Raw genomic sequence first — 13,918 nt, 5'->3', positions numbered from 1 at the left:
TTGTCTCAGGGACAAGATTACGCCGCCCCGCAGATAACGACAGCCAGATGGCGGGCGCTAGCTGTCCTCCCCTTGCAGCCAGACATCCTGCGGAGAGTATTTGGAGAGGATTTTTACGGCCCGCTGTCCCTGCGTCTCGTCCCGGGCGCGCACCCAGAGAAGCAGCCCCCCGCGATCGAGCTGTTCCTGCAGATGTTCCGCGTGACGATCCCCGACAATCCTGGCGAGGATGCCGCCAAGCGCCGCGCCGGCACCGCCTGCCGCCACTGCCGCGCCGATGGTCAGCGTGAGCGGGCCTCCGGCCGCCACCATGACACCGGTCGCCGTGGCTGCCGCAATATAGAGCGGCGCACCAATCAGGGCGCCCTTGGTCTCGGCCATCATTTCATTGGGTACAAAGATCGTCGTCGGCACCTTCGGGTCATCGGCAAGGTCCTCAACCCGGTTGTAGATATGGCCGAGTTTTTCCTCAACGGCCTTTTCCTTTGCGACGAAGCTGAAATCCGCCAGATTGAAGCCGGAATTCTCCAGCTCATCGATGGCGCCCTGCATCGTTTCCAGATCATCGAAAATGGCAACGGCTTCGCGAACGAGGTCTGTCTTTTCAGCAGATGACATTATGTGGCTCCTTTCCCCTTTGGCCGATCAGTTGATTGATTGAAACCAACGCCCGGAGCCGCGAAAAAGTTCCTTGCCGGGACGAAACTCCTGTCGATCCGGGTTGGTCAGATCGGGAAGATGTTGAGGAATTCTTTTTCGCCGCGCGCACTGAACGCAACAACGCGGGAATTGTCGATCCGCCTGGCCCAGCCGAGATCATAGAAGCGGGTGAGCAGGGCGCTGCCCAAAGAGCCCGCGAGATGGCTGCGCCGGTTGCTCCAGTCGAGGCAGGATTTGCAAAGCGGGCGGCGGAGTTTTTCCAGCGGCTCAAAATCGATCTGGAACTCCCCGAAAAAGGCCTTGCCGTCCGCCGTGAGGCCCAGCCCCTCATTCTCCGGGGTCAGGAAATTCTTCGCGAGCAGGCTGTCCATCATCCGCACGCCAAGGTCGCCCGCGAGATGGTTATAGCAGACCCGCGCATGGCGGAGTGCCGGATCCTTCGGGCCGGTCCGGGTGCGGAGATGACCTTTTTTTGCGGCGAGGCCCATCATCGCCTCCAGCAGGCTGCCGACATCGTCATCGGCGAGGGCGAAATAGCGGTGCCGCCCCTGCTTGCGCAGTGCAAGCAGACCCGCGGCTTCCATCTTGCCCAGATGCGCGCTTGCTGTCTGCGGGGTTATCCCCGCCTCGGTGGCAAGCTCGCTCGCCGTCAGCGCCTTGCCCGAGAGCAGCGCCGTCAGCATATTCGCCCGCGCCGGATCGCCGATCAGGGAGCCGAGAAACGCTATGTCCGGTCCTTCTTTCATAGTTCGATGGTAAACGAATCATCTACGACATGCAAGCGGTAATATCGCCTTTCACAGAAGGAGAGAATGATGCTTACCTGCTTTATCCGTTACCATATCGACCCGACGAAAAAAGACCAGTTCACGCAATATGCGCGGAACTGGGGCGAGGCGATCCCGCGCTGCGGCGCCGATCTCATTGGCTATTACGCGCCGCATGAGGGATCGAGCACGCTGGCCTATGGCGTCTATAATATCGAAAGCCTCGCGGCCTATGAAGCCTATCGCACGCGCCTTGCCGCCGATCCGCTGGGCCGGGAGAATTACGAGTTCGCCCAAAAAGAAAAATTCCTCCTGCGTGAGGACCGGACCTTCCTCAAGCTCGCCTCGACAGGATAAAGCAAACGCGCCCTTTGCTGATTTCCCGATAGAATTGCAATGCTCTATATACTATCATCACAATCGATTACACCGGATCGTTCCGGGATCGATTGCGCGGCCTCCGTCGCAACCATCGCGTGATGCTGTGTTGTTCGGTGAATGCGTAGAAACCTGCTTTAGGGGAAAGCTGTATGGAAGAGACTATTCCGCCGCACCGAAAGAAGCGGTCCCGGCGGTTCTATATCATCACTATTCTGGGCTTTCTGATTTATGTCGGCTGGATTATCGGACCCTATATCCGTTCCATCATCGTGCGCGATGCGGCGATTACCTCCTGGCTGAATGTCGCGACCGCGCCGATTGAAGGGAAGCTACAGGAAGCGCGGCTCTATGTCGCCGGAACGGTCGGTCCCGACGGAGTGATTGCGATAATCGAGAATGATCTTTTAAGCCGAACGGACCTGATCTCGGCCCAGGCGCATCTGGATCATACAACGGTTAAGGTTTCGGAAGCGCGGCGTTTCCTTGACGATATCGAAACGCTGGACGATGAGCGGCGGGAGCAGAAATCAAGCTATGCAGTAGCGTTTCGCACTCTGCTGGATGTGCGCATTGAAAATCTGGAAACTGAAATTCAGACGAATGAGCGCGGCCTGAAACTCAAGCGCGAGATTGCGGACCGCTATGACAAGCTGCTCGCGCGCAAGAACATATCCCAGATCGCAAATGACGAGGCCTGGCTGGATGTCCTGGAAGCTGAGCAACAGATCGCGCATCTGCGCGAAACACTCGAAAAGATGAAGGTTCAGCGCGCGGCGGCGGACAAAGGGGTCTTCATTACCGAAGACGGGGATGATCCCACCTGGGTGCGCGGGGCGCGGATCGAGCTGAAACTCGCGAAAAAGGCCACACAGCTTCAACTGCGGGAGGCGGAGGCGGATGTTATCTCCGCGAAAATCGCCAAGGCCAAGGCAGAGGAAGACTATGCGCGGCAGGCGGCGGCCCGGGTGACAGCCCCACCGGGGAGCGTGGTCTGGAGCCGCCGCGCCGCGCCGGGCGCAACGGTTAAGGCCGGTGATCCGGTCGCCGCCTGGCTCGATTGCTCGATCCTGATGGTCGATGTCCCGCTCGCTGATGCGGAAGTCCCGCTCCTGAAGCCGGGCATGACAGCCGAGGTGGTGCTGGAAGGGGATTATGAGATGCGCAACGGAACCGTTATCATGACACGCGGGTCCGCCTTTACGCTTGGCAACGATGACCTTGCCGCGCTCGCCAAGGGCCGGGGGGCGGGCGTCGGGCAGGCGCTGATCGAGTTTTCCGCCGAGCGCGGGAACTTCGATGACTGCCCGGTGGGTCGGGCGGCCTATGTTAATTTTCCCGGCATCGGCCTCCTTGACATTATCCGCGCGAGGCTGCGCATCTGATGGGTGAAAGCGTGAAATTTCGGAACCCCACGCCGGAGCAGATGTCTCAGGAGCGGACCATCATCTATGCCAGTATAGCTGACAGCCTGATTGTGACGGCTCAGGTGACTGTCGGGTTGACGTCCGGTTCCCTGACGATGCTGGGCGATTCCGTCCGCGCCTCTTTTATGCTGATAGTGGAATATTATTCGTTGTGGATCTTGCGGGGCATCCACCGGAACAGGTTCCACCGTTATGAATTCGGGATTGGCAAGCTTGAACAATTCATCGTGATGATCGTCGGGGTGATGATCACCCTTGTCGGGCTGTGGTTCCTGAACACTACGGTTACGCGGCTGTTCAACACTGACGTGGCGCCGTCTCCCTTGGGGCTCGCGGCGGCGGCGATCGTCAATGGCATCAACTTCATGATCAATCTCTTCGCACTCTATGCCATGCTCCAAAATGAGGAAAAAAATGAGTCGGATATCTATCGCGCACAGGTAAAATCCCGCTCCATCAAGCTCATCAATTCGCTGGTGCTCCAGATTACCCTGACCATTGCGGCCCTTGCGACCGACCCGTTGATTGCGCTGGTCATGGATACAGCCGGCGCCGGATTTGTCAGTTGCTTCATGACCTTTAACGGCGTGCGGATGACGGCGCGCAGCGTTCCGCAGTTGCTCGATACGCCGCTGCCAAGCCAGAAGCTTGAAAAAATCATTGAAACCGCGAAAGGCGCCTGCGACCTTGCCGTCGATATCAAAGCCGTCCGCAGCCGCCAGTCGGGCCGTAACGATCATGTGGAAATTGCCGTCGCCATGGCGAGCCATCTCTCCGCCGATCAGTTCCGGGCACAGCTTATCCGGATATCCGATGCGGTGAAGGGAGGCAATGGCGAGATCGATCTCTCCATCGTGGTGACAGAGGAAAGCCCGACGACCTGATCCCGTTTCTCAGGCCGCCGCCTTTGAAAAGACCGAAGCGGGCAGACCGTCTTTTGCGAGGAGCGGGCGGCGCATGGCGAAAAGGCGGGTTGCTTCCTCCGTCTTGCCGAGCTTAAGAAGCGCATGGAGAAGCGTGAATTCGATCAGATCGCGCTGCGCATTGCTGCCACCCAGCCGTTCATGACGGCTCATCAGCGGGAGAAGGCCGTCAATCGCGGCCTGCCAGTCGTCGTCGGCGGCGGCGCTGAAAACACGGGCAAGGGCGCGCACCTGATCCGCCGCATAGCCGGATGTTGTCTCACGCAGTTTCTGGAGCGCCATATCATGGCCCGCCATGGCATGGGCGAGCGCCGCATGGGCATCGGCAAAGCTCACGCCGGGCTCGGGGAAGTGAATGCAGGCATAGTCGCTTATTTCGCGCCACAGCGCCTCCTTCCGGGGGAGGCCTGCCAGTTCCGCGCGGAACAGGAAGGACACCATATCGGTCAGGACATTGATCGGCGGACCCCAGGCGGCGCCGGGCCGGACGGCCTCTTCAATCACGGACCAGGCGGCGTCTATCTCCCCCAGCTCCACCGCCCAGAGCGCATCATGCCAACTGATATGGCAATGCATCAGGCCCGCCCGGTCATAACCCGTTAGCCAGTCGTGCACGAAGTCCCGGCCCGCCGCATGCTCCCCCGCCTCGTAGAGGTAATGCGCCTTGTAATGCGCGGCATTGGCGTTGGCCGGATTGGCGTTGTAGGCCCGCTCCACAATCGGTTCGGCCTCGCTCAGGCGACCGAGTTCGGTCAGGGCAAAGCCATAGACGCAATCGAACCACCAGTCCTGATCGAAAGCGCCCTTGAGGTGATCGAAAAAGGCGAACGTCTCCGCTTCGCGTGACGCCCGACCGCTGAAGGCGATCAGGCTGAATACGCCGGCGCAGGGTTGCAGGGTGAGCATATCGCGGGGGTAATCCTGAATATGCGTTTTGATGTCCCGATAGGCGCGCGCGCCGTTGCCATCGATCAGATGCCCGATAATGGCGACATGGGACTGCTCTCGCACCGTATATCCCGCCCCAAGCTCCCGCGCGGAGATCATCGATTTCACCGCCTCCATCGGTTCCGCATACATCTGGTGATGGCGGGCGAGGGCGGCATGGGCAAGCGCAAAAGACGGATCATGGGCAATCGCGCGCTCAAACGCCGTGCCGGCACCGGCCTCAGCCGCCAGAAAAAGATCCACCCCCTCAACATAGGCATCAAGTGCCGCGCGTGATCCGGTACTCACCTCGTTGCCATAATGATCCTGCATATTCCTGCTTTCCTTCGTCGTTATCTCAACAAAAAGGGTAGCAATATATAGCAGTTGTGTCACGAATGCTCTGATATTGGGGCAAAATGTGGGTATTTGCGGTCAAGGGCGCTTGATCAGGCCCTTATCCTCCAGATAGGATTTGAACTTCAAATCACCGGTCACGACGTCGTCGACCAGAAAGCTGAACATCTCATAGCAGCATTCCTTCAGATTATCCTTTGATTTGATATCCTGACAGACCGACATGACGGATTTCGCCCGCGCCAGCAACTCCTGGTGATAGTCCTTGTGAAGGTCGACATTCGGATATCCCACGTCCTCCAGCATTTGCTCTTCCCGCTTGAAATGGGCGATCGTGAAGGCAAGCAGTTCCTCAAGGAGTTCATTGCAGAGATCGTAGGATTCATTATCTGCGGCACCTTCAATTTTTTTCATAAGCGCCAGCATACCGCGATGATCTTCATCGACCTCCTCTATTCCCAATTCAAAGCTTTCGAGCCAATCAAACTTATCCACCCTGTTACCCCCTTATCCTGGCCCCGAAAATCATTCTTGTTGTTGGTCGTCAATTTTCAATAGCCGTCATAAACTTAGGGGAAATTAAGGGCTCTAATTTGATTCAAATCAATGATTTTATTGATTTATTTTGGGTTTTAGGCCGACCTTTAATATTATTAATTACTGCTTATTATTGTCAAATAAAAGCAAATTTTCGAGATGCACTCTAGTTCCGAAACAGGGGAAGATCGGCCTCAGTCCAGGTGATGATGCCGCCCTTGAAATGGATCGCACGGCTAAGATTATTTTCCCGTAAAGCGGATAGGGTCTTGGCGCTTCTTCCACCTGAACGGCAATGCAGGACATAGCTTGAGTGAGTATCAAGCGCGGCAATCTGCGCGTCAAAACCGGGCACGTAATAGTCGATATTGATGGCGTTCTTGAGATGACCTTCGTTAAATTCGGAGCGCGTGCGGATATCCAGAATGATTACTTAGGGTGAAGCTTCGATTATTTAAGAGACCTTCGGCGCATCCATATGGTGATAACCATACTGATCGTGTACTTCTGCCGCCTCTGACGGAGAGTTTTCAAGAAATATGAGGGAGCAACCCCCAAAAGAGAGCCACAAGGCATGCCCGGAGAAGAATCGGGGCCATAGCCAAACAATCAGACGTGGAAGGACGATCCGCAGCCGCAGCGGCCTTTTTCGTTGGGATTCTCGAAGGTGAAGCGCGATTGCATGCCTTCTTCGAGCCAGTCCATCTCCGTGCCTGCAACAAACTGCACGGCGTCATGGTCGATCAGCAGGGTAATATCGCCCGTATCCACGATGGCATCGTCCGGTTTCTGGTCGGAGGCATAGTCCATGGTATAGCTGAGGCCATTGCAACCGGTATTGGTAATCCCGATGCGAAGGCCGAGAGGCTTTTCAGATGCCTTGCCGAGCAGCGACTTAACCCGCGCGGCGGCACGATCTGTCATTGTCATAATTTGCGTATCAGTCATATATCACCTGTACTATTAATATAGTAACGCCCTTAAAACATTCCAAGGTCAAGCTTCGCCGCATCCGACATATTATCAGGATTCCACGGCGGATCCCACAGGATTTCAACCTCGACATTCTTCACGCCCTCAACGGGGAGGACCGCATCGCGGACCCAGATCGGGATTTCCCCGGCGACAGGACAGCCCGGCGCGGTCAGGGTCATGCCGACGAAAACATCGCCATCCTCCGCGATATCAACCACATAGATCAGGCCGAGATCGAAGATATTGACCGGAATTTCCGGGTCATACACCTCCCGCAGGGCCGCAACGACGGGCTCTTCAAGTGGGGAACCCGTCGTGCCTTCCTCAAAGGGGCCGGTGGCAACGGGGCGTTCAATTTTATCAATCGCAGTCATCGCTTACTCCGTCGAAATTTCCGGCTTGTCGTCCATGGCCGAACTCATGGCATGCCAGGCAAGCGTCGCGCATTTGACGCGCATGGGGAATTCCTTCACCCCGGCCAGCATCATCAGCCGTTCCGTATCCTCGCCCGCGTCAAACTCGTTTTCCTCGCCCTTGACGAGCTTCTGAAAGCCCGCGAAAATCTCTTTCGCCTGCGTTTCCGTCTTGCCCTTGATGATATCCGTCATCATCGAGGCGGAGGCGAGGGAGATGGCGCAGCCCTTGCCCTCGAACGCGGCATCCTCGATCAGGCCGTTATGACCCATCTTGAGATAGACATTCACCGTATCGCCGCAGAGCGGGTTATAGCCATGCGCCTCATGGTTCGCATCCGCAGGGTGCCGGAAGTTGCGCGGGTTCTTCGAATGATCGAGGATCACTTCCTGATATAATTCTCTCAAGTCATCCATCATCAGCCGAAAATCTCCTGTACCGATTTCACCGAGGCGACAAGGGCGTCGACATCGGCGCGGTTGTTGTAAAGCGCCATTGAGGCGCGGGCCGTCGCGGCCACGTCGAAATGATCCATCAAGGGCTGGGCGCAATGATGGCCGACCCGGATGGCGACGCCGCCGCGATCGACGATGGTGCCGATATCATGGGGATGCACGCCATCGAGGGTGAAAGAAATGATCGCCGCCTTATGCTTGGCCTGTCCGATAATGCGCAGGCTGTTGATAGACTGAAGCTGTTCGGTGGCATAGGCGAGCAGGGCCTGTTCATGGGCACCAATCTTCTCGAAGCCGATGGCGTTCACATAATCGATTGCCGCGCCAAGCCCGATGGCCTGTACGATCGGCGGCGTGCCTGCCTCGAACTTGCTATGGCCCTTGGCGTAGGTCGTTTTCGCGAAGGTCACGCGCTCGATCATGTCGCCGCCACCGAGGAAGGGCGGCAAGGCCTCCAACATCTCCGCCTTGCCATAGAGCACGCCGATGCCCGTGGGGCCGAAGACCTTATGGCCGGTGAAAACATAGAAATCCGCATCCAGCGCCTGCATGTCGAGCTTCATATGCGGCGCGGCCTGTGATCCGTCGATCAGCACCACCGCGCCTGCGTCATGGGCGGCGTCGATGATCTCTTTCACCGGCGTGATCGTGCCGATGGCGTTGGAGATATGGGTGACGGCGACGATCTTCGTCTTGGGCCCCAGCATATCGAGATATTTATCGAGCATAAACTCGCCATGCGCATCGATGGGCACGGCCTTGACCACCGCGCCGGTTTTCTCGGCGATCAGCTGCCAGGGCACAATGTTCGAATGATGCTCTAGCGTGGAGAGGATAATCTCGTCGCCCGGCTTCAAATTCGCCCAGCCATAGCTGTTGGCCACCAGATTGATGCTCTCGGTGGCGTTCTTGGTGAAAATGATTTCTTCGACGCTCGCCGCATTCATATGGGCGCGGATCGTCTCCCGCGCGCCCTCATAAAGCTCGGTCGAGACCTGGCTCAGGTAATGCACGCCGCGATGGACATTGGCATAAGTCTCCAGATAGGCGCGTCGCATGGTGTCGATCACCACCTGCGGCTTCTGCGCCGAGGCGCCGCTATCGAGGAAGGCGAGGGGCTTGCCATGCACTTCGCGCGCAAAAATCGGGAAATCGCGGCGGATTTTCTCGACATCGAAGGTTGTCATGTCATTCATGGCCTAGACCTCCTCCATCCAGCGGGCGGTGATGGCGGCAAAAAAGCTGCGCACGGCCTCATCGGTGATTTCGTCGAGCACATCGGCGAGGAAGGCGTCGATCAGCATCTTGCGCGCCGTCTTCCCGTCGATCCCGCGCGACTGCAGGTAAAAGAGTGCGTCCTCATCCAGCTCGCCGCTTGAAGCGCCGTGGCTGCATTTGACATCGTCGGCATGGATTTCAAGCTCCGGCTTGACCGCGACGGACGCCCGGTCAGACAAGAGAAGTGCCCGGCTCAACTGATCGCCGGAAACCTTCTGCGCATCCGGCACAATCTGGATCTTGCCCTGAAAGACGCCTTGCGCGTCGTCATCGAGGATGCCCTTGTAGACCTGCTTGCTTTCATTTTCCGGCACCAGATGGCGGGTGATCGTGGTGGTGTCGCAATGCTGGTGCCCCCGGATCAGGTAGGCGCCGTTAAGACTGCTCAAGGCCTTGTCGCCGGTAATCCGGGTGGTGATCTCGTTGCGCGACAGCCGCGCACCGGTGGAGAGGCTGAAATTCTCGTAATGAGCGCCTGCCGGAACCTCGCAATCCGTCGTGGCGAGATGAAAGGCCGTGTTGCTTTCCGCCTGGAATTTATAGTGGTTGAGCCGCGCGCCCTCTTCAAGCGCGATATCGGTGACCGGATTGGCGAAATAGGCATGGCCGTCGGCGCCCGCATGCTCTTCCAGCAGGGTCACCGTGGCATTTTTTCCAAGGCGGATAATATTGCGCATATGGCGGGCATTGTCGGCGGTTCCGTCAAGACTGACAAAGCGGATCAGGATCGACGTATCGAGCGTGGTATTTTCCGCCGCCGTCAGCACAAAGCCGTCTTCCATAAAAGCAGTGTTGAGCGCAACCACGGCGCGGCTGTCCTCGGCATCGCTTTCCAGCAGAGTACTATTCCCCGCATCGAGTTCGCTTGCGAAGGATGTCAGCGTGAGCCCTTTGGGGAGTTCACCAAGTGCGCTGTTTGCATGAGAGAACCGGCCATTGATAAAGGTCATCACATGCGGCGTTTTGAATTCCGCCACGGGAAGGGAGGTCGCGGGTGCTTCCATCGCCTCAATCCCCTTGGTCAGCGGGGAGAGGTTGGTGAAGCGCCATTCCTCGACCTTGCGGCCCGGAAAATCGAGCGCCTTGAAGCGCGCAAGGCCGGACTCGCGCAACGCCGTCACCGCCGGGCTCGCATGGCCGGGCAGGGAGCGCCGCGCCGCGTCGAAGCGGTCAAGGTATGTCTGAGCTAAAGGCGTCAAGTTCTTCATGTTCCTCATCAATTCCCGATCACGCCGCACTGAGGGCGGCGTAGCCTTTTTCTTCGAGTTCCAGTGCGAGGCTCTTGTCGCCGGATTTGACGATCTTGCCATCGGCCAGCACATGCACGAAATCGGGCACGATATAATCGAGGAGCCGCTGGTAATGGGTGATGATCAGCCCGGCGCGTTCGGGGCTGCGCAGGCGATTGACACCGTCCGCCGCGATTTTAAGCGCATCGATATCAAGGCCGCTGTCGGTCTCGTCGAGCAGCATTAAATCAGGTTCCAAGAGCGACATTTGCAACACTTCGTTGCGCTTCTTCTCGCCACCCGAAAAACCGACATTGACGGCGCGTTTCAGCATATCGTCCTTGATGTCGAGCTCTTTCGTTTTCTCGCGCACGAGTTTCAGGAACTCCATCGCGTCAACCTCGCTCTCGCCGCGAAATTTCCGCTGCGCGTTATAGGCGGTCTTGAGAAAAGTCGCCGAGGCAACGCCCGGAATTTCCACCGGATACTGAAAGGCGAGGAAAATGCCGCGGCAAGCCCGCTCATCGGGAGAGAGGTCGAGCAGGTTCTCGCCCTTGTAGAGGACGTCGCCTGAAGTCACCTCATAGCCCTCGCGGCCCGCGAGAACGTAAGATAGCGTTGACTTGCCGGCGCCGTTCGGCCCCATGACCGCATGAATCTCGCCTGCCTTGATGGTGAGATTGATGCCTTTCAGGATTTCCTTATCCCCAACTGTGGCATGTAAATCTTTGATTTCCAACATAACTTTATCTTTCCTTAGCCGACGCTGCCTTCAAGGCTGATGCCGACGAGTTTCTGGGCTTCCACCGCGAATTCCATGGGGAGTTTCTGCAGCACTTCCTTGCAGAAACCATTGACGATGAGCGCCATGCTTTCCTCTTCCGAGAGGCCGCGCTGCTGACAGTAAAAGAGCTGCTCCTCGCTCACTTTAGACGTCGTCGCCTCATGCTCAACCGTCGCGGTGCGGCTCTGGTTCTCGATATAGGGCACCGTATGGGCGCCGCATTTATCGCCGATCAAGAGACTATCGCAGACCGTATGGTTACGCGCATTCGCCGCTTTGCGTCCCATGCGGACGAGGCCGCGATAGGTGTTCTGGGCTTTACCCGCCGAGATCCCCTTGGAGATGATCGTGCTGGAGGTGTTTTTGCCCAGATGGATCATCTTGGTGCCGGTATCGGCCTGCTGCATATTGTTCGCGATGGCGATGGAATAGAATTCCCCGACCGAATTATCGCCTTGCAGGATGCAGGAAGGGTATTTCCAGGTAATCGCCGAGCCGGTCTCCACCTGCGTCCAGGAGACTTTGGCGTTATCACCCCGGCAGGCGGCGCGCTTGGTGACGAAATTATAGATGCCACCAACGCCGTTTTCATCGCCCGGATACCAGTTCTGCACGGTCGAGTATTTGATCTCGGCATCCTTCATGATGATCAGCTCGACGACAGCCGCATGCAACTGGTTCTCGTCGCGCATGGGCGCGGTGCAGCCCTCAAGATAGCTCACATAGCTTTCTTCCTCGGCGATGATCAGGGTCCGCTCGAATTGCCCGGTCTGGGCGGCGTTGATGCGGAAATAGGTCGAAAGCTCCATCGGGCAGCGCACGCCCTTCGGGATGTAGCAAAACGAGCCGTCGGTAAAGACCGCCGAATTGAGCGCCGCGTAATAGTTATCCGTATAGGGCACCACGGAGCCCATGAATTTCTGCACCAGCTCGGGATGGTCGCGCACGGCCTCCGAGATCGGGCAGAAGATCACACCCTCTTTTTCGAGCCGCTCCCGGAAGGTTGTGGCGACGGAGACACTGTCGAACACCGCATCGACGGCGACATTATGCGCGCCCTCGACCCCGGCCAGCACTTCCTGCTCTTTCAAGGGGATGCCGAGCTTTTTGTAGACTTCGAGAAGCTCCGGATCGACCTCATCGAGGCTTTTCGGCTTGTCCTTCTGCTTCGGAGCGGAATAATAGTAGATATCCTGAAAATCAATCTTCGGATAATGCACATTTGCCCATTCCGGCTCGATCATGGTCAGCCAGTGGCGATAGGCCTTCAAGCGCCATTCGAGCAGCCATGAAGGCTCCTCCTTTTTCGCGGAAATAAAGCGGACGATATCCTCCGACAAGCCAATCGGCGCGGTATCAGACTCGATATCGCTGAAAAATCCGTATTTATACTTGTCGGAAACAGAATTAACCTGCTCGACGGTTTCTCTGGCAATAGCCATGTCTTACTCCGCTGGAAGTTGGGAGGCGGGCGCCTCTGCGTCGCCCAGTCTCCGGTTCGTGTATATATTCAGGGTATCGTGACACATATCGGCCAGCGTCACCTCCTCAAGCGCCGTATTGAGCGCCCGGTTGATCTTTTCCCAACCGCCGCGCATGGGGCAGCAGGACTGCACCGAGCAATCCTCCACGCTGTCATCAACGCAGGAGGTGACGGCAACCGGCCCTTCCATCGCGCGGACAATCTCGGCGATGGAGATATCTGCAGGCTTGCGCATGAGCGAATACCCGCCATGGGCCCCGCGCTGCGAATTCAGGAACCGGCTTTTTGCGAGGATGCGCAGGATTTTGGCGGCCGTCGGCACGGGAAGGCCCGTATGCAGCGATACGTCCGGCGCCGTCAATGTCCGTTCCGGCAACCGCGCCATCTCGGACATGATCACCACGCCGTAATCGGTCATTTTGCTGAGTTTGATCATGATGTTATTTATATCGTACCAATTCAGTCTTATTTCAAGCATTTTATAACAGACGGAATTGGTCTTGTATAGAGGAGTTCTAAACAAGGGAAGGGAATTTTCCGGATCCGCGACTTTTTATCGCATCCAATCCTTGACAAACGGGCCCAAACTGCCGTTTAAATACGCGCATGGCATACAACGCAAACATTATTGTGGTGAAGATTCTCTCCATTCCCCGAATGGCGGAAGTCTGTATGCCTTAACGGCTACGATCCAACCGCCCTCTGAGGCGGTTTTTTAATGCCCCGTCTCCGAAGGCCCCCTAAACCAGGAGATGAAAAATGTTACAAGAAACCCCTCAGGAAGAAACGCCGCCCAGCAAGGAACCGGACAGTCGTCCGACCGAACCGGTTCTCTATCTGCTTGCGGGCAAGATCGGCGCGGGCAAATCGACACTCGCCGCCAAGCTCGCGGAGCGGCCCAAGACCTTTCTCTTTTCAGAGGATGTGCTTCTGAACGAGCTCTATCCCGGCGAGATCGATGATATCAGCGACTATATCCGTTCCTCTATCCGGCTGAAATATGCGCTGAAGGACCATATCGCCCGGCTTTTGAAATCCGGCTTTTCCGTTGTGCTCGACTTTCCCGCCAATACACCCGACAGTCGCCGCTGGGGACGGGAGCTGTTCGAGACCGCAAAGGTGCCGCATGAATTGCATTTCCTCGACATCCCGAACACGATCTGCAAATCCCGGCTGCGCGCCCGGAACAAGACGGGCGATCATCCCTACAAGGCCAGCGACGCCGAGTTCGACATGTTCAGCCGTTTCTTTATCCCGCCGATGCCGGGCGAAGGCTTCAATGTCATTCGCCATGTGAAATAGATGCGTATGGCATCCCAGAGAC

Annotated in this window: 18 protein-coding genes; 5 read left to right on the top strand and 13 right to left on the bottom strand. The window is 57.2% G+C overall.

Annotated elements, in window-relative coordinates:
* Window positions 1-57 precede the first annotated feature (57 nt).
* Together P1U71_RS11280 and P1U71_RS11275 are read right to left on the bottom strand one after the other, a co-directional pair.
* Window positions 58-618 carry a hypothetical protein gene (locus P1U71_RS11280; protein ID WP_301105713.1) on the bottom strand — a complete coding sequence of 187 codons (561 nt, stop codon included), beginning with the start codon at window positions 616-618 and terminating at the stop codon, window positions 58-60.
* A 107-nt stretch (window positions 619-725) separates the two neighbouring features.
* Entirely contained in the window at window positions 726-1,406 is a 681-nt protein-coding gene (locus tag P1U71_RS11275; protein ID WP_301105712.1) for a helix-turn-helix transcriptional regulator, read from the bottom strand.
* Window positions 1,407-1,475: 69 nt separating this feature from the next.
* On the opposite strand from P1U71_RS11275, the gene P1U71_RS11270 reads away from it, so the two are divergent.
* The 3 genes from P1U71_RS11270 to P1U71_RS11260 all read left to right on the top strand — a co-directional run bounded on the left by P1U71_RS11270 (window position 1,476) and on the right by P1U71_RS11260 (window position 4,116).
* The gene (locus P1U71_RS11270; protein WP_301105711.1) at window positions 1,476-1,784 is read left to right on the top strand and encodes an NIPSNAP family protein; all 309 of its coding nucleotides are present in this window, start codon (window positions 1,476-1,478) and stop codon (window positions 1,782-1,784) included.
* Between the two features lie 173 nt (window positions 1,785-1,957).
* Window positions 1,958-3,190 (top strand): HlyD family efflux transporter periplasmic adaptor subunit, encoded by a 1,233-nt coding sequence (locus tag P1U71_RS11265; RefSeq protein WP_301105710.1) that lies wholly within the window; start codon window positions 1,958-1,960, stop codon window positions 3,188-3,190.
* Window positions 3,190-4,116, top strand: coding sequence for a cation transporter (locus tag P1U71_RS11260; RefSeq protein WP_301105709.1), 927 nt, complete (start codon window positions 3,190-3,192; stop codon window positions 4,114-4,116). The genes P1U71_RS11265 and P1U71_RS11260 overlap by 1 nt, the downstream gene beginning before the upstream one ends.
* 9 nt (window positions 4,117-4,125) lie before the next feature.
* On the opposite strand, the gene P1U71_RS11255 is transcribed toward P1U71_RS11260, so the two are convergent.
* The 3 genes from P1U71_RS11255 to P1U71_RS18030 form a co-directional block, all read right to left on the bottom strand.
* Window positions 4,126-5,415, bottom strand: coding sequence for a hypothetical protein (locus tag P1U71_RS11255; RefSeq protein WP_301105708.1), 1,290 nt, complete (start codon window positions 5,413-5,415; stop codon window positions 4,126-4,128).
* Window positions 5,416-5,517: 102 nt separating this feature from the next.
* On the bottom strand, window positions 5,518-5,934 hold the full coding sequence (locus tag P1U71_RS11250; protein ID WP_301105707.1) for a hemerythrin domain-containing protein: 417 nt from the start codon (window positions 5,932-5,934) through the stop codon (window positions 5,518-5,520).
* 208 nt (window positions 5,935-6,142) lie between these two features.
* Window positions 6,143-6,349: a rhodanese-like domain-containing protein gene (locus P1U71_RS18030; RefSeq protein ID WP_367281178.1), complete on the bottom strand. Its 207-nt coding sequence runs from the start codon at window positions 6,347-6,349 to the stop codon at window positions 6,143-6,145.
* Between P1U71_RS18030 and P1U71_RS11245 the strand changes: the two genes are divergently transcribed.
* Window positions 6,290-6,418, top strand: coding sequence for a hypothetical protein (locus P1U71_RS11245; protein ID WP_301105706.1), 129 nt, complete (start codon window positions 6,290-6,292; stop codon window positions 6,416-6,418). The two genes, P1U71_RS18030 and P1U71_RS11245, sit on opposite strands and share 60 nt — an antisense overlap.
* A 167-nt stretch (window positions 6,419-6,585) precedes the next feature.
* Here the strand turns inward: P1U71_RS11245 and P1U71_RS11240 are convergent, their stop codons facing one another.
* From P1U71_RS11240 to P1U71_RS11205, 8 genes are read right to left on the bottom strand one after another with little or no spacing between them, the layout of a single operon-like run.
* Window positions 6,586-6,924 carry an iron-sulfur cluster assembly accessory protein gene (locus tag P1U71_RS11240; protein WP_301105705.1) on the bottom strand — a complete coding sequence of 113 codons (339 nt, stop codon included), beginning with the start codon at window positions 6,922-6,924 and terminating at the stop codon, window positions 6,586-6,588.
* A gap of 32 nt (window positions 6,925-6,956) precedes the next feature.
* Window positions 6,957-7,325, bottom strand: coding sequence for an SUF system Fe-S cluster assembly protein (locus P1U71_RS11235; protein ID WP_301105704.1), 369 nt, complete (start codon window positions 7,323-7,325; stop codon window positions 6,957-6,959).
* 3 nt (window positions 7,326-7,328) lie between these two features.
* A complete protein-coding gene (sufU, locus tag P1U71_RS11230; protein ID WP_301105702.1) occupies window positions 7,329-7,784 on the bottom strand; it encodes a Fe-S cluster assembly sulfur transfer protein SufU in 456 nt (151 codons plus the stop codon).
* Window positions 7,784-9,007 carry a cysteine desulfurase gene (locus tag P1U71_RS11225; RefSeq protein WP_301105732.1) on the bottom strand — a complete coding sequence of 408 codons (1,224 nt, stop codon included), beginning with the start codon at window positions 9,005-9,007 and terminating at the stop codon, window positions 7,784-7,786. Before P1U71_RS11225 ends, sufU begins: the two co-directional genes overlap by 1 nt.
* 12 nt (window positions 9,008-9,019) lie before the next feature.
* Window positions 9,020-10,306 carry a Fe-S cluster assembly protein SufD gene (sufD, locus tag P1U71_RS11220; protein WP_301105701.1) on the bottom strand — a complete coding sequence of 429 codons (1,287 nt, stop codon included), beginning with the start codon at window positions 10,304-10,306 and terminating at the stop codon, window positions 9,020-9,022.
* Between the two features lie 19 nt (window positions 10,307-10,325).
* Window positions 10,326-11,069: a Fe-S cluster assembly ATPase SufC gene (sufC, locus tag P1U71_RS11215; RefSeq protein WP_301105700.1), complete on the bottom strand. Its 744-nt coding sequence runs from the start codon at window positions 11,067-11,069 to the stop codon at window positions 10,326-10,328.
* A 14-nt stretch (window positions 11,070-11,083) separates the two neighbouring features.
* Window positions 11,084-12,553, bottom strand: a complete 1,470-nt coding sequence (gene sufB / locus P1U71_RS11210; RefSeq protein WP_301105699.1) for a Fe-S cluster assembly protein SufB — start codon at window positions 12,551-12,553, stop codon at window positions 11,084-11,086.
* A gap of 3 nt (window positions 12,554-12,556) precedes the next feature.
* Window positions 12,557-13,030 carry an SUF system Fe-S cluster assembly regulator gene (locus tag P1U71_RS11205; RefSeq protein ID WP_301105698.1) on the bottom strand — a complete coding sequence of 158 codons (474 nt, stop codon included), beginning with the start codon at window positions 13,028-13,030 and terminating at the stop codon, window positions 12,557-12,559.
* A gap of 323 nt (window positions 13,031-13,353) precedes the next feature.
* Between P1U71_RS11205 and P1U71_RS11200 the strand changes: the two genes are divergently transcribed.
* Window positions 13,354-13,896: an ATP-binding protein gene (locus P1U71_RS11200; RefSeq protein WP_301105697.1), complete on the top strand. Its 543-nt coding sequence runs from the start codon at window positions 13,354-13,356 to the stop codon at window positions 13,894-13,896.
* Window positions 13,897-13,918 lie beyond the last annotated feature (22 nt).

It is taken from the genome of Sneathiella sp., assembly GCF_029233945.1.
GTDB lineage: Bacteria > Pseudomonadota > Alphaproteobacteria > Sneathiellales > Sneathiellaceae > Sneathiella.
Note: the sequence above shows the minus strand (reverse complement) of the source record. Positions and strands in the feature narration are given on the sequence as shown.

Coding starts and splice junctions, on each gene's coding strand:
- P1U71_RS11260 (WP_301105709.1), top strand. CDS start 3,190: ATGGGTGAAAGCGTGAAATTTCGGAACCCCACGCCGGAGCAGATGTCT.
- P1U71_RS11265 (WP_301105710.1), top strand. CDS start 1,958: ATGGAAGAGACTATTCCGCCGCACCGAAAGAAGCGGTCCCGGCGGTTC.
- P1U71_RS11255 (WP_301105708.1), bottom strand. CDS start 5,415: ATGCAGGATCATTATGGCAACGAGGTGAGTACCGGATCACGCGCGGCA.
- P1U71_RS11200 (WP_301105697.1), top strand. CDS start 13,354: ATGTTACAAGAAACCCCTCAGGAAGAAACGCCGCCCAGCAAGGAACCG.
- sufD (WP_301105701.1), bottom strand. CDS start 10,306: ATGAAGAACTTGACGCCTTTAGCTCAGACATACCTTGACCGCTTCGAC.
- P1U71_RS11205 (WP_301105698.1), bottom strand. CDS start 13,030: ATGATCAAACTCAGCAAAATGACCGATTACGGCGTGGTGATCATGTCC.
- sufB (WP_301105699.1), bottom strand. CDS start 12,553: ATGGCTATTGCCAGAGAAACCGTCGAGCAGGTTAATTCTGTTTCCGAC.
- P1U71_RS11225 (WP_301105732.1), bottom strand. CDS start 9,007: ATGACAACCTTCGATGTCGAGAAAATCCGCCGCGATTTCCCGATTTTT.
- P1U71_RS11280 (WP_301105713.1), bottom strand. CDS start 618: ATGTCATCTGCTGAAAAGACAGACCTCGTTCGCGAAGCCGTTGCCATT.
- P1U71_RS11240 (WP_301105705.1), bottom strand. CDS start 6,924: ATGACTGATACGCAAATTATGACAATGACAGATCGTGCCGCCGCGCGG.
- sufC (WP_301105700.1), bottom strand. CDS start 11,069: ATGTTGGAAATCAAAGATTTACATGCCACAGTTGGGGATAAGGAAATC.
- P1U71_RS11275 (WP_301105712.1), bottom strand. CDS start 1,406: ATGAAAGAAGGACCGGACATAGCGTTTCTCGGCTCCCTGATCGGCGAT.
- sufU (WP_301105702.1), bottom strand. CDS start 7,784: ATGATGGATGACTTGAGAGAATTATATCAGGAAGTGATCCTCGATCAT.
- P1U71_RS11270 (WP_301105711.1), top strand. CDS start 1,476: ATGCTTACCTGCTTTATCCGTTACCATATCGACCCGACGAAAAAAGAC.
- P1U71_RS11235 (WP_301105704.1), bottom strand. CDS start 7,325: ATGACTGCGATTGATAAAATTGAACGCCCCGTTGCCACCGGCCCCTTT.